Here is a 14,104-nt window from a genome sequence, read left to right as displayed (position 1 = left end):
TGTTTTGTTTTGGAAAAGCCGTTCTTAGTGGCACTTTAATGGCTGAGTCTGCCGATATTGGCAAGAACATCGGACTGTTCAACCACACCTTTAAATTTTCCTTCAGCATCGACTACAGCTACAGGGAGTCCTTGTTGGTAGAGGTAAAAAATATTTTCTAGGCTGGTTGAGGCTTTGACTTTGGGAAAGTCCGTTTGCATGATTTGAGTGATGTCTTCGCTACCTGTTTGCAGTGCTGCTTTGAGCAACTGTTTTTTGACAACACCAACGGGTTTGCCGTGCCAATCCAGAACATACATTTGTTCAAGGTCGTGGTGTATCATTTGTTCCAGCGCTGTTTGGGCGAAGTCTTGACCGAGAATCAAGGGAATCGTTTGACGAGCAATTGACCCAGTTTTGAGGACTTGGGCGCGGTTGACATCTTGGATGAAGGCGCGGATGTAGTCGTCAGCGGGTTGGGTGATCAGTTCTTCGGGCGTGCCAATTTGGACGATGTAGCCGTCTTTCATGACGGCAATGCGATCGCCCATTTTTAGTGCCTCGTGAATATCGTGGCTGATAAACACAATCGTTTTGTGCAGTTTTTTCTGGAGGCGCAACAATTCATCTTGAATTCCTCGCCGAATTAGCGGATCGAGGGCGCTGAAAGGTTCGTCCATCAGTAAAATTTCAGCATCTGTTGCTAAGGCGCGGGCTAAACCAACCCGTTGCTGCATCCCACCACTTAGTGAAGAGGGTAAATAATCTGCCCATGAGGCTAAACCGACCACTTCTAAAGTTTCTAAGGTTTTGTGGCGGCGTTTGGCTTTGTCCATCCCCTGCATTTTCAAACCATACTCGACATTCTCAGCAACGGTTTTGTGGGGAAACAAGCCAAAGTGCTGAAACACCATCGACATTTTTGTCAGGCGAATTTCTCGCATCCGTTTCTCATTAAGGTGGGCAATGTCTTCACCGTCAATGTAGATATGCCCGCTGGTAGGAGTGAGCAGACGGTTAAGGCAGCGAACTAGGGTCGATTTTCCCGAACCGGACAACCCCATAACCACGAACAGTTCTCCCTGGTTCACGGTGAAAGAAACATCAGTAATAGCCAGCAAATTTCCGGTTGTTTTCAAGATAGAATCTCTACTTCCACCTTCACGGAATATCTTTAAAGCACCACGAGGTCTTTCTCCATAAATTTTGATTAAGTTTTTGATTCTAATTTTAGATTGTGAACTATCCATTTCTCTATCTAGCCTCTACCAGATCTAATTGGTTACTTGCTGCCACGAAACTTGATAAATTAGCGAATAGGTACATGAGTCCTCTAAGAGTGTATTTAGAAAGCAGATATTCAGCGGAGAATAAAAGCTGATTTCTCAAATAAATCTTTAGACACCAAACTTTATAAAGTTAAGTCAACTCGTTTTATAAAAAGTTTACACCACGGCTCTGAAAGAGTAGATAGTCTAAACTCCAGATCCCAAGCTGGGACGCTAAATGTTCAGATACATCAGGAAGTATACCAAGCTTAACATCACACGGAAACGATCATGTATAGTTTGGAGGGTCGTTGGAAAAGTGTCTACCAAGATAACTCGCTGGCGACCTACCCTACTGCACGCACAGTTCGGAAGAGAGTTGGGAGGTGGCAACATCTCCCTTCGACTTCAGTAGGAGGGGAGTGGTAACCATTGGTGTCAACTTAAGGTGAAACCTAAACGTGGTAACAACTTCTTATCAATGCCCACAGGTTGGAAGCTTGTAGCTACACGAACATAGATGCGCTAGCGGCTTCCCGAAGGGCTTGAAATGCGAGTCCGCGCAGGCGGACTACCCTGCGGGAAAGGCTTTGCCCAACGTTTGTAGGCGTTGCTGAGTTAGAGTATGAATAGGAGGAATAATTTATGCAATGCCCAGAATGTAAATCAACCCATATCCGTAAAAACGGCAAGAAGAAAGGAAAACAGAATCACATTTGTGTCCAATGTGGTCGTCAATTCATCAATCAGTATGAACCCCACCCTTGGTTATAGCGAGAGCATCAAACGTGATTGCCTAAAAATGTACGTCAATGGTATGGGTTTACGGGCGATAGAACGAGTTAAGGGAGTTCATCATACCGGGCGTAATAAATGGGGTAAAACAAGTCGGGAAACTGTTACCAGATGTTTATGACCCTGAAGTCATTCCAGAAGTTGGTAAACTCGATGAATTACAAACTTATGTAATAAAAAACAGACAAAATCTGGTTGTGGACAGCGGTTGACCACTTTCAACCAGGAATTTTAGGATGGGTATTAGGGGATAGTGCGTGCTAAGACATTTGAACCACTATGGGAGCAAGTAAGTGCATGGAAATGCTACTTTTATGTAACTGATGGATAATCTGTATATACCATGTTTATTCCTGATGGAGATCAGATTATCAGTAAGACTTATATGACACTCCTTAGAAGGAGAAAATACAAGACTAAGACATCCGGATAGCCAGACTACATCGCAAGACTCTTTGTTATTCTAAATGTGAAAAAATGCTCAAGCATTCTATTAAGTTATTAATACATTACTTGAAATTTCACAATATTCCCATTCCTGGGGCATTCATACCTTGATTCAGCAACGCCGGTTTGTATAGCCCAAGGCTTTAGCCTTTGGGCTTAAGTTGACACCGATGAGTAGTAACACTCCCTCGACCCTACCTATCCCAGCGAAAGCTCCCATCACGCCCAGTCAATGTATATTGCGAAATATTAACAGGGTTGGGTTTATTTATGCCCACGTGCCTCGGAGATTTTAGTGTATATTTTAAGAAGTTTTGTAAAAATTAATCATGGACATCAAAAAGCTAACCAACCCCGTACAGAGTGCTAAGGGTAAAGCGCAGGAAGTTACAGGTAAACTTCAGGAGCAGGCTATAGAAATTTCTGCGGCTGCACAAGCACAATTGAATGCCGTGCTGGACGAATACAAAAATGTTCTCCCAATTGCGGAAAGTCTCGGTCTAAGTGTAGGTAGTTTTGAAGTAGAAATGGGTCTATTGCCAGAGATCAGAACCTCCCTAGTTGGTTCGGTAGAGCGGATTAACAAGGATGCTGTTCAAAAACTGATAGCAGAGCATCAAGGCAACAATTTACTGGTGCTAATTTTCAACGCTTTACTAATCACCAAGGAACTGCAACAGCAACTAAATATATCAAATCTCAAAGGTATTGTTGTCGATGTTAAGCTTGGTATCCCTCCTAATGTATCTGTACATTTAGCGTCCTAGCTTGGATTTGGAGTTGAGACTACTTCCCAGTGTAAAACCCAGGAACCTCCAAAAAATCAATGACTCGGGAGAGACTAATTGGGCTATTACCCCAAGTTGCTAGTTATCCGTGCGATCGCTACCAAGCGGAGAGAGTCGGTAAATCGCCGCTGAAATGGCTAGCAACTTGGCTAGGAGTAGTTAGCAGGACTTATTGAAAAGATAATCATCAAGAATAACCTGATAATAGACTCTATTGACTTTGCCGCACTTGCAGCGCCAAGTTTTATCAGTTCCTTACTCCTCGGATTCTTGTTCCAGTTGGGATTAGCGCTCGGTCGTCAGTTAAGAATTTATAATTTTAAGACAGCATACGTTGAGTTTTTAAAAAGATGAAATAGGTTATCCATTATTCCGGAAAGCCGGTGTAATCTCCGACAGAAACGAAATTTATCTAGCATCTTGGGCATTACAGCACTTCCGGGTGTTATGAGGTACAATAAGAAGAGATTAAAAAAATACACCAATGAAAGCATATTCAGTAGATTTGCTTTCCAAAAATAGTAGCAGCCCATCAAGATCAGAAGCTGTCGATCAGAAAAACAGCAGCGATATTTTCCGTCAGTAAAAGCTTAGTTCAAAAACTTGTCAAGCAACAAAAAATAGAGGGAAATTTACAGCCGAAACCCAGGGGGAAACCGAGATACAGTCAGTTGAATAATTCCACAGCTTCTTTGAGAGAAATAGTGGCAGCACATCCCGATGCAACCTTAGTAGAATTGTGTGAGTTATTTGCCCAGAAGACCGGAAATTGGGTGGGTAGAACAGCCATGTGTAACGCCTTACAAAAGTTGGGATTAAATCGTAAAAAAAAACAGTGAGAAGTAGCCAAGCCGCTACTGAAAGAGTCATGAAATTACGGTTAGAGTATTGGGAAAAAGTTAAGCATATCGACCCAAAAAATCTAGTCTTTTTAGATGATACGGGAGTATTGCTAGGCTTAACCCGAACTCATGCACGTTCCCAACGAGGAACGAGAGCCTATGCGGTCAAACCTTTTTACGCCCGGGAAAAAAGTCACAGTAATTGGTGCAATTAGTTTGAAGCGAGTAGTGGCACTCATGACAATGGATAACTCAATGGATGGTCAAGCATTTGAGGTATTTATTGAGCAATGTTTAGTGCCACAATTGTGGTCGGGAGCAGTAGTAGTGATGGATAACTTACCAGCGCATAAACTAGATTCAATTAAGCATATCATTGAAGCGGTGGGTGCTTCTATCTTGTGTTTGTCCATACTCTCCTGATTTTAATCCAATTGAATTATGGTGGTCGCAACTTAAATCTTTATTGATCCAGTTTTCACCAACCACCACTAAAATGGTTGACACCATAATTGCTGTGGCTCTTGACTTAATTAATCCGAAACATCTTAAAAACTGGTTTACTAATTGCTGCTACTGTACCTCATAACATCCGGAAGTGCTGTAGCCCTCTTTTGTCACTCTGAAAAAAAGAAAAATAATAGACAAAATTTTAACTGTAGATAGAGCGAGCATTTGAGCGTTTATTTTCTAACAGAATGGCTGAAATCAAGATTTTTGGTAAAAGTCTTATGCTATAAGCATTCTAGATTATTTTTTGCCGAAAGTGACAAAAGAGGGGTAGGAGTAGGGCTACAAGCTTTTTTAGGATGGACAAATAACTACGGGCATCTATCCTATGAAAAACAACAAGAGCTTTTGTGGGAACTCGGTCAGATAGAAATCGGGGTGGGAACCTTAGTAACCACTAATGAAAGAATAGATGCCGCATTTGACAAAAGCGTTAGCTCTCTCAAAAATTGGATACAGCAAACACAGCCAAATATTCACTCCGATGAGACACCTTGGGTTGTAAAGGGTGTGAAAGAATGGTTGTGGATTTTTGCTCAGACAAACTTCGCTTTATTTCATGCTGCCGATACACTCGACGAGTGCAGAACTAGAAACCATTCTCGGTTTGAACTACAGTGGTGTACTTAGCTCGGACGATTATTCAGTTTATAACGGTTATGACGTGAAAGCAAGGGCATAAATGTTTAGCCCATCTACGCCGTCACTTTAAAAAACTAATCCAGCTTCCAGGTTTGAACAATCAAAAAATTGGGGAAATGTTTGTCAAGCTGATTGACGAAGCATTTAAGAATTACAGCTTATTCCAAGAGAACCAAAATATAAGTGAGTTGTTCGCTTGGGCTTGGGAGTTTAAACTAAAAGTTAAGTCCTCTATTGATAAGTGGATTGCACTCGCATTCTTGAGAAGCCAGTAAGCTTTTGCGATCACTACGAGCCAAAACAGATCAATGGTGGTATTTTTTAGACCATCCAGAGGTACCTCCAGACAATAACTTAGCAGAGCGAACACTCCGGCTAGCAGTAACAAAAAGAAAGGTTAGTGGCGGTTCCCGTTCAATGGAGCGGTTTAAACATACTGCCAATTTATTAACGGTTGTACAAACTTGTCGTCGTCAAGGACGTTCCCTAATTGATTTTTTTGAGCAAGCTATAAAAGCGATGGTTAATCCAGAGCTGCAAGAACCATCTTTAATTCCTCAAATTTAGACCTGAATCCTTACCCAGATTGATTTAAGTTACAAAATTTCATAAAATGAAAGGAACAGTAGGACTCTTATGTCAACCGATGCGGTTATGCTAACCCGGAATTAGGATTGCTGAACCGACGCTCTAGATGTAGTAATTAACAAATCAGGCTCTACCGAACTTGCTATGCTTGATGTGTGCTAGAAACAGCCAATCGCGTGATTGGGCAAGGGTTTGAGTTTATGATAGTTTTCTTTTTATTAATTTTTAGGCAAACTATCTCTACATAAGCGTTTCCGCGATTTCTTACATACTAGGTTCGGTAGAACCACAAATCAAAACTTCCTTAACTTGTCCTAAATGAAAAAGAGTTGTGTTGCCAAAATGCAGATAACCTCAACGAGATTTAAGTCAGAGCTTCTATCAGAAGCTCTAGAAAGCCTGCGACTGGTGGTTCCCTTAATAATTACTCAACTATGTGACACTGCGATAAATGCCGTAGATGTAGTAATGATGGGCTTACTTGGTACTCAAAGTTTAGCGGCCGGTGCATTAGGTGCAATCACCTTTTCTAGCTCATTGTATGTTGTCTATGGAATTACCTCGGGAGTAGGATCAATGGCAGCCGAGGCTTTTGGGGCGGGCAAAACAGACCAAATAGGTCGTGTCGCTTGTCAGGGACTATGGCTAGTAGCTGCCACCTCCATACCCGTGATGCTTTTAACTTGGCATTGTGACTCCATCCTGCTTCTATTGGGTCAAGAAGAAAGCAATGTACTATTAGCAAAAACCTATTCACGGGCGATTGTTTGGGGCTTTCCTGCTGCTGTAGGTGTCTTGGTTTTAAAAGACATTGCCTCTGCTATCAAGCAACCCCGATTTGTCACGATAATTATGGTGGCTGGATTGTTATTGAATATACCAGCTAATTACGTACTGATGTTCGGTAAACTTGGTTTTCCCAGCCTTGGTTTAGCTGGGATAGGCTGGGCAAGTAGCCTCATTTTTTGGATGAATTTCTTAGCTGCTGCTGCCTTCCTTGCTTTTCACCCAAACTTTAAGGATTACCAGATTTTTCGCTATTTGCATCAGTTTGACAAGGCTATGTTTGTAAAAAGTTTTCAAACTGGATGGCCTATGGGGATTCACTTTGGAACGGAAATAGCACTGTTAAATGTCACAGTTTGGCTGATGGGGTATTTGGGAACAGTGATGTTAGCAGCCCATCAAATTGCTATCCAAACAGCAGAAATTTTTATGGCGATTCCCGCAGCTATTACCTGTGCTACTGTGGCGAGAGTAGGGCAGATGCTGGGGAAGGGAGAACCTTTAGCCGCAAGAAGAGCGGCATCTGTCGGTATGGCTTTTGGTGCCATATTCACGTTCGTTGTTGCACTAATTTTCTGGCTATTTTCTGACCACATTGTGGCAATTTATTTGGACATTAATAATCCAAATAATACTGAGGTGGTTAAGACAGCAACTTCTTTTCTCAACTTGGCGGGACTGTACCAAATTGCTTATGGTATTCAAATGATTGCTGTTGGGGCTTTACTAGGATTACAGGATACCCGCATACCTATGTTGATTAACCTCTTGACTTTTTGGAGTGTTGGCTTGGGTGGAGGCTATCTTATGGGACTAACTTTAGGTTGGGGAGGTATCGGCTTATGGTGGGGTTTAATTCTAGGTCCAGCAATCTCTGCAGTGATTTTAATTTGGCGTTTTTATTTTGTGATATCTGGAAAGCTTGCTAGCTTTGAGAATGTTAAAGAGCGCGATCTCGCCATTAGTAGCCCACCTTTAGACGACGTTCAAGCATCCATTAGTTGAGAATAGTCAATTACCCCATTGACAGCTAATAGTACGATCGCAAAAAAAACAGACACCTTTGGATAGTGTCAAGCACAGGCTCAGCAGGAAGTTGAGCAACACTGTTGATGCTTAGACAATACGTTTGAGCCTGAAGTCACTTTCTCAGCAACAGTTAGCAATTCTGCCCAGAATTTGTTAGGACTGACTCTTTTTTGATTCACAAAGTTTGAATTAAAGCAATACTTAGAAATATTTATTTACAATTAGTCGCCGTAAGGCATCTATTTCGGTGCGCTCCAGCATAGCTCCGCCACTTTTTCCGCTCTCAATTCCCACGGGTTCTTGGAAAATTTTTTAAATTTTCAAGTTAAGCGGTGCTGCTCGTGCTATGAATTTTCTGGACAGTATTTAAGCAAATATGAAGACAATTGCCATTGTCACTTTCTGTTTCGACCGAGAACGGGAGCTGGTGCGCTGTATCAAGAGTGTTCAAGCTCAGCAGGATGCACCGCCCTTTGTCCATTACGTATTTTCTGAACGCGTTGAAGCTCTTAAGGACACCCCCGATGTGGCAAAGAGGGAGACGCTAGTTAACTGGGTTTCCATCACCAATCCCTATAATGGTGAACATTCTTCTCCTCGTATGGCCAAGCTCCGTCAGGCGGCTTTGGAGATAATACAAGAGCCATATGTCTGCTTCTTGGACGACGACAATGAAATTCTACCGAATCATTTGATCAGTTTGTTTAATCTCATAGAAGCCCAGCAACTAGATGCTGTATATTCGTGGAGGTTATTGGTTTACCCCGATGGTTCTCCGTTCGCAGGGGATTACTACCCCTGGAACCCAAACAAGAATTTTGCGGAGTCCTTATACCGCTGGTGTGTGAAAAATGAGCTGATCCGCCCTGGAGACTCTATTGTGTATGATGGTCCCCGAAATTCGGACGATCCGCATAATGTAGCCACCGTAGACATGAATGAGTGGTTGTTTCGCACCGATTCCCTGCGTCGCCTTGGGTTCAACCCGGAATTTACAGAGGAGGAACTGGCAAATCAGGTGGGTGAGGACGACAAATTGCTAGAAAAAATTCTGCGAAGCGATTTTCGTTTTGAGTGTACCCAGAAGGCAACTATCCGCTATTACCTGGGAGGTGTTTCTAATGCTAGAGCCAACATCAACTGAATCAGGGCTAACCTACGAATCCAGCAAACTAGCCATCAATGGGGGAACGCCTGTCTGTCAAAAGCCTTGGCCCACATGGCCTCAATCCAATCCCGCAACGGAAACAGCGGTCATTGATGTCTTGTGTAGCGGTCGCTGGACGATTAGCGGTTTTACCAATGGGAAGTCTACTCAGGAGCAGATATTTGCCGCCGCTTTTGCCGATTTTCTGGGGGTGAAGAACTGCATCCCTACCGATCACGGTACCTCAGCTCTAGAACTAGCTTTAGCTGCTTGCGGCGTGGAACCAGGAGATGAGGTCATTGTACCCGGACTTACCTGGGTTGCCTGTCCCTATGCGGTGCTGGCACAACAGGCGGTTCCGGTTTTGGCGGACGTAGATCCTTATACCATGTGCATTGCCCCCGAATCAGTGCAGCGGTTGCTCTCATCCAGAACCAAGGCGGTGCTGGTGGTTCATCTATACTGTCGTATCGCCGATATGGCTGCTTTGAACCGCATTGCTACAGAGCACGATCTGGTGCTGATAGAAGACTGCGCCCAAGCTCATGGAGCCCGTTGGCGCGGAAGATGTGTAGGGAGCATAGGCAAAGTGGGAGCTTTCAGTATGCAACAGGGTAAACCTCTGACCTCTGGAGAGGGAGGATGTTGTGTCACCGATGATGATGAACTTGCCGATCTGATCTATCGCCTACGCACCGACGGCAGAAGCTTTATACCGGATGTACAAGCGCTGGGAAAGATGCAATTGTGGGAACGCGGTGGGGTGGCTGGGCGTAACTACTGCCTTTCTGATATTCAACTGGCGATCCTTACAGCCCAACTGAAGGACTTGCAGGCTCAAAACGCCCGTCGCCGGGAAAATGCTGCTTATTTGACAAAACTGTTGGGGCAGCTACCGGGACTGTCTATTCCCACTTTTCACGACCCCGACGACGAAGAGACTTACTATCACTTCGCCTTTTTCCTAAATGAAGAGTTTTTACGGGGGCGTTCTCTTGCCTGGGTTAGTGAAGCTTTGTGTGCTGAGCTTGGTGTCTGGGTTCATCAGCCGTATGTGCCACTAAATCGTCATCCTCTTTATGTTCCCGAGGAGAAACACTGGGTAAAGCAATGTGCCGAAGCTCGGCAGGCGGTGTGCAAAGAGCGTTTCACGCTGCCCCATGCAGAAGAGGTTTATGGCAAAACCCTGCTTCTGCATCACTCCATCCTCCTGGCAGAGCGCAAGGACATGGAGCTGATTGCCGATGCGCTGAAAAAAGTTTATGAGGAAATGAAATGATGCCCCCAAACACGATAGTGACATACCATAACCGACAGCATTCTCAAGTAGAGGGGCAGCTAATCAGAATCAACTTTTTCTTCGCTGAGCGGTCAATGCCTATCTTCGTAGGACAGGATGTGCATCCGCAGTGTATGGAGTTTTGCGCCCAACGAAATCCAGATCGACTCTTTTTCATCGCTGATTCCCATGTCTGGAATTTACATGGCAAGGAAATCGTCTCCCGCTACGGGTATCACTTTCCCATCGAAAGTGTTTTGGTGGAACCAAGTGAGCAATGTAAGACTCTAGAGTTGGTCAACCGCCTGCTGGAGACGGCGATGACCGCAGGCGTGACTCGTCGCAGTATCATCATGGCTCTGGGTGGCGGACTAACGGGGAATATTGCAGGTATGGTAGCCGGACTACTCTATCGGGGCCTTTCCCTGGTACATCTGCCCACATCCTTCCTAGCCATGTCTGATTCCATCCTTTCTCTCAAACAAGCGGTCAATGGTCGGGGCGGAAAGAATCTCTTTGGCATGTATTATTTGCCTGCTGCCAGCTTTGTGTCTGTTAACTTTCTGCGAACCCTGCCTGAGTTGGAACTCATTGCCGGGATCAATGAACTGATCAAGAATTGTCTGGTATTTGATGCCGAGCATATTGAAATTTTGCTCTCCCTCATCAATCAGCCTCAAAGTTCTTCCACCTGGATGCAGCTTGTAACTCTGGGAATTGAGGCTAAACAGAAATTACTGCTGCACGATCCCGATGAAAAGAACATAGGCATTTCTCTGGAATACGGACACACCGTTGGTCATGCTCTAGAGTATCAGGATTATGGTCTGTCCCACGGTATTGCTGTTGGACTGGGAATGCTTGTGGCATCTGCCATTTCCTTCAAGCGGGGGTGGTTGAGCGAACAGGAGTATTGGCTGCACTACGAGCTGATCAACAGCGTCAATGGCAACCTACAATTTCCGCAAAATCTCGACATGGATACTACTATCAATATTATCCGGAGGGATAACAAACACGGTTATCTCACTCTCAGTAAAGATCAGCATCCTTTTGTTCTGTTGCGGTCGATAGGAAGGGTTGAGATCACTGAGGGTAAACCCCTAGTTGGTGTCAGTGAGGACGAAATTATTCCCGCTATAGAACAGGCTCGGAGAGATGCATGGGAGTATTTTCAGAGGAGAAACTGTGAACAAGCGAATATATGGGATGGAGGAGTTAGTTGATGTTTGACCAGGCAGTTATCCTAGCCGGTGGACGGGGAACTCGTCTAGCTCCTTTGACCGACACTTTACCGAAGGTCATGGCACTCGTGCATGATCGTCCTTTCTTGGAATATCAGATTCAGTATCTGCTCCGCCAGGGAATTACCTCTTTTTTGCTTTTGGTCGGCTATCGCTGGGAACAAATCCGAGACTACTTCGGGGATGGCAGCAAATGGGGAATCGATATTGAATACAGCCTAGAGTTAACACCCTACGGCACCGCAGGATGTTTGTACAACGCCTACTCTCAGCTTAGAGACTCCTTTATTGTGATTTATGGCGACTCTTTTCTGCCTTGCGATTATTCGCTCATGTTTAAGTACGCTACTGAACATACACTCACCGCTTTAATGACTGTCTATCCCAACCGAGGGGAATTGCCCGTTCCTAACAATGTGCAAGTCGATTCTGAGGGTCACGTTGGGCAGTATCTCAAAGACAGGCCCGATCAAAATTTTGGCTATGTTGATGCCGGTGTACTGCTGTTGCGTCGCCATCATGTAGCCTCCTTTCCCCAACATATTCCTTCCAGTCTAGAAGAGGACGTTTTCCCGCGTCTGGTAGCTTCAAGGATGATACGAGCTTTCGTGAGCGGACAGCGCTTTTATGATATTGGAACGCCAGCTAGGTTGGATGTGTTCCGGCAAGATGTTACTCAATTTTTCGATGTGTCAAGTTTTCGATGCGTAGGTTCTGACGTACTATGAATAGTGTACAAAATCCTATGGCTTTAAAGCCAGAAAATCATCAATCCCGGTCTATGATTGCTGAACCCCGAGACTATGTAGAGGTTTTGCGAAATGTGCTTTCCCTTCTTGATTTTGCAGCGATAGAAAAGATAGCTCACATAATTTTTGACGCTGTAAACCGAGAAGCCCAGGTGTTGCTAGTAGGTAATGGTGGCAGTGCTAGCAACGCAGCTCATTATCGTTGCGATCTTACCAGCACTTTCCGCTATTACCAACGTCGGTTCCAAGTGTTCAACTTAGCCGAGTCTCCTGCCATACTTACTGCTCTGGGTAACGATTTCGATTTTGCTGAAATCTTCAGCTATCAGGTTCAGGAAAATGGCAGACCTGGCGATGTACTCATCATGCTCACGGCATCGGGCAATTCCCCCAATATCCTCGCCGCCTGCAAGACAGCTCAAAACCTGGATATGTGTACCGTATCAATTACTGGCTTTGATGGGGGGAAGGTTGCTCAGATAGCCGACTGCAACATCACTATTCCCTCCGACAACTATGGTGTCATCGAGGATGTTCAGCTAGCTGTGGGTCATATGCTCAGCCAGACTATTAGCGGAATGCTTAAAGAATCTTTAATAGGTCGAGACTCTCATGCAGATAAACTCCCATCTCAGACCGGCAGTCTTTTTAGACCGTGATGGCACCCTCATCAAACATGTGCATCATCTTTGCTCTCCAGAGCAAGTAGCACTTGAGCAAGGAGCATCTGAGGCTCTCTGTCTTTTACAGGAGGCAGGATTTGTCTGCGTGGTGGTAACCAATCAGTCAGTGGTGGGACGGGGGATGCTCAGTGTGGAGGGACTAAAAGCTATTCATGACAAAATGGAGCAGCTCCTTTCTACGCAGGGAGCAAGGGTGGACAGCATTTACTTTTCCACTCACGTTCCCCACACTTCGGACTTGCGTGAAGTTGAGTATTTTGACAGAAAGCCGGGACCTGGTATGTTGCTAAGAGCAGCCCAGGATTTAGGACTCTCTCTAGTAAAGAGCTGGATGATTGGCGACTCGATCAGTGACGTGCTGGCAGGTGCAAACGCTGGTTGCAAAGGTAGTTGCCTGTTGAAGACGGGACTGTATTCTCTCGAATGCCAAGATTGCAGCCAAATATCGTTTCTAGCCTCGGATATATTGGATGCAGCCCAGATAATTTTGAGACAAGATAGCATTTCTATTTAAACCCTCAATCCGCGTATGTGCCAGTTGGGGGTGCGGAATGTGGGTTAGTGGGCCAGCCACTATGCCACCAGCCCGCTACAAGATTTCGACGGTTTGGAGAAGTTTTTCGCTACCTTGAAGCGGGCTAGAACGATCGCTTTTATCCGTCCGTCTCCTTCAACCCATCCTCCAACCGCATCCGCACCCAGAGTCCACTTTCTTGCGCCCGTCTTTGCCGCCAACATCGACAGCTTGCGGTGTTCTCCCGACGGACATATCAACAGTAAATCTGACAGTCGCTTCTTTGTCGGGTGCTTGCAGGCGGTGAGTCAGGCTACTTTCCTTTGATTGAAGGGGGATGGGTTCGAGCACGGGTGCTTCCGGTATTGGCGGTGTTGTTGCTGGCAATGCAGCTTCCGTTGCTGGTAGTGTTTCCGATGTTAGCGATGCTGTTGATTTTGCGGATGGCGGTAGAGCTTCCGTTTCCATTTGCTGTGTTTCCAGCGCGAGACGAACTTTCCACCCCACATTCCGCAGTTCTGGCTTTGATGACTAAGGATTTTCATACATTCACTGTAGAAAAAATATCTGTGCCTACCTTTTCTAATTTTAGTATCATTATTTTGCGATTTTAGCGAGATATAACAAATTTGAATTCACAGATATTTCCTAATATATTCCTTCGGCAATATCTGAACTAATTTTCCATGAATTAGACATCACAATTCCGGCAACATGATTGTTCTGTTGCCAATTATTTGAATTTATTCAACAATATTCTCCGGTTTGTTTTCCGAGTTACCCATCTTCAACTATTAAATAATATTGACCGCAA

Annotated in this window: 13 protein-coding genes and 2 pseudogenes; 13 read left to right on the top strand and 2 right to left on the bottom strand. The window is 44.7% G+C overall.

Annotation, left to right across the window (positions count from 1 at the left end):
* Nucleotides 1-35: 35 nt before the first annotated feature.
* Nucleotides 36-1,229: a glycine betaine/L-proline ABC transporter ATP-binding protein gene (locus tag QUA43_RS28840; protein ID WP_333378977.1), complete on the bottom strand. Its 1,194-nt coding sequence runs from the start codon at nucleotides 1,227-1,229 to the stop codon at nucleotides 36-38.
* Between the two features lie 663 nt (nucleotides 1,230-1,892).
* On the opposite strand from QUA43_RS28840, the pseudogene QUA43_RS28835 reads away from it, so the two are divergent.
* The 13 genes and pseudogenes from QUA43_RS28835 (at nucleotide 1,893) to QUA43_RS28775 (ending at nucleotide 13,290) form a co-directional block, all read left to right on the top strand.
* Nucleotides 1,893-2,600, top strand: a pseudogene (locus QUA43_RS28835) (IS1 family transposase).
* Nucleotides 2,601-2,818: 218 nt separating this feature from the next.
* Nucleotides 2,819-3,256: a hypothetical protein gene (locus QUA43_RS28830; protein WP_333378975.1), complete on the top strand. Its 438-nt coding sequence runs from the start codon at nucleotides 2,819-2,821 to the stop codon at nucleotides 3,254-3,256.
* A gap of 59 nt (nucleotides 3,257-3,315) precedes the next feature.
* The gene (locus tag QUA43_RS28825; RefSeq protein WP_333378973.1) at nucleotides 3,316-3,453 is read left to right on the top strand and encodes a hypothetical protein; all 138 of its coding nucleotides are present in this window, start codon (nucleotides 3,316-3,318) and stop codon (nucleotides 3,451-3,453) included.
* A gap of 495 nt (nucleotides 3,454-3,948) precedes the next feature.
* A complete protein-coding gene (locus QUA43_RS28820; RefSeq protein WP_333378971.1) occupies nucleotides 3,949-4,116 on the top strand; it encodes a hypothetical protein in 168 nt (55 codons plus the stop codon).
* A gap of 162 nt (nucleotides 4,117-4,278) precedes the next feature.
* The gene (locus QUA43_RS28815; protein WP_333378969.1) at nucleotides 4,279-4,542 is read left to right on the top strand and encodes a transposase; all 264 of its coding nucleotides are present in this window, start codon (nucleotides 4,279-4,281) and stop codon (nucleotides 4,540-4,542) included.
* A 357-nt stretch (nucleotides 4,543-4,899) separates the two neighbouring features.
* Nucleotides 4,900-5,838, top strand: a pseudogene (gene tnpC / locus QUA43_RS28810) (IS66 family transposase); the annotation flags it as partial.
* Between the two features lie 339 nt (nucleotides 5,839-6,177).
* The gene (locus QUA43_RS28805) at nucleotides 6,178-7,650 is read left to right on the top strand and encodes an MATE family efflux transporter (RefSeq protein ID WP_333378968.1); all 1,473 of its coding nucleotides are present in this window, start codon (nucleotides 6,178-6,180) and stop codon (nucleotides 7,648-7,650) included.
* 400 nt (nucleotides 7,651-8,050) lie between these two features.
* Nucleotides 8,051-8,818, top strand: coding sequence for a glycosyltransferase (locus QUA43_RS28800; protein ID WP_333378966.1), 768 nt, complete (start codon nucleotides 8,051-8,053; stop codon nucleotides 8,816-8,818).
* Complete coding sequence (locus tag QUA43_RS28795) at nucleotides 8,796-10,100, top strand: DegT/DnrJ/EryC1/StrS family aminotransferase (protein WP_333378964.1); 1,305 nt, start codon at nucleotides 8,796-8,798, stop codon at nucleotides 10,098-10,100. Before QUA43_RS28800 ends, QUA43_RS28795 begins: the two co-directional genes overlap by 23 nt.
* 95 nt (nucleotides 10,101-10,195) lie before the next feature.
* Nucleotides 10,196-11,326, top strand: a complete 1,131-nt coding sequence (locus QUA43_RS28790) for a 3-dehydroquinate synthase family protein (RefSeq protein WP_333378962.1) — start codon at nucleotides 10,196-10,198, stop codon at nucleotides 11,324-11,326.
* Nucleotides 11,326-12,072 carry a sugar phosphate nucleotidyltransferase gene (locus QUA43_RS28785; protein ID WP_333378960.1) on the top strand — a complete coding sequence of 249 codons (747 nt, stop codon included), beginning with the start codon at nucleotides 11,326-11,328 and terminating at the stop codon, nucleotides 12,070-12,072. Before QUA43_RS28790 ends, QUA43_RS28785 begins: the two co-directional genes overlap by 1 nt.
* A complete protein-coding gene (locus tag QUA43_RS28780; protein ID WP_333378958.1) occupies nucleotides 12,069-12,752 on the top strand; it encodes an SIS domain-containing protein in 684 nt (227 codons plus the stop codon). The genes QUA43_RS28785 and QUA43_RS28780 overlap by 4 nt, the downstream gene beginning before the upstream one ends.
* Nucleotides 12,706-13,290: an HAD family hydrolase gene (locus QUA43_RS28775; protein WP_333378956.1), complete on the top strand. Its 585-nt coding sequence runs from the start codon at nucleotides 12,706-12,708 to the stop codon at nucleotides 13,288-13,290. The genes QUA43_RS28780 and QUA43_RS28775 overlap by 47 nt, the downstream gene beginning before the upstream one ends.
* Nucleotides 13,291-13,446: 156 nt before the next feature.
* On the opposite strand, the gene QUA43_RS28770 is transcribed toward QUA43_RS28775, so the two are convergent.
* Complete coding sequence (locus QUA43_RS28770) at nucleotides 13,447-13,758, bottom strand: hypothetical protein (protein WP_333378954.1); 312 nt, start codon at nucleotides 13,756-13,758, stop codon at nucleotides 13,447-13,449.
* Between the last annotated feature and the right edge of the window lie 346 nt (nucleotides 13,759-14,104).

The sequence above is a fragment of the Microcoleus sp. N9_B4 genome, assembly GCF_036701635.1.
Lineage (GTDB): Bacteria > Cyanobacteriota > Cyanobacteriia > Cyanobacteriales > Microcoleaceae > Microcoleus.
The sequence above is the reverse complement of the archived record's forward strand: the minus strand, read 5'-3'. Positions and strand labels throughout refer to the sequence as shown.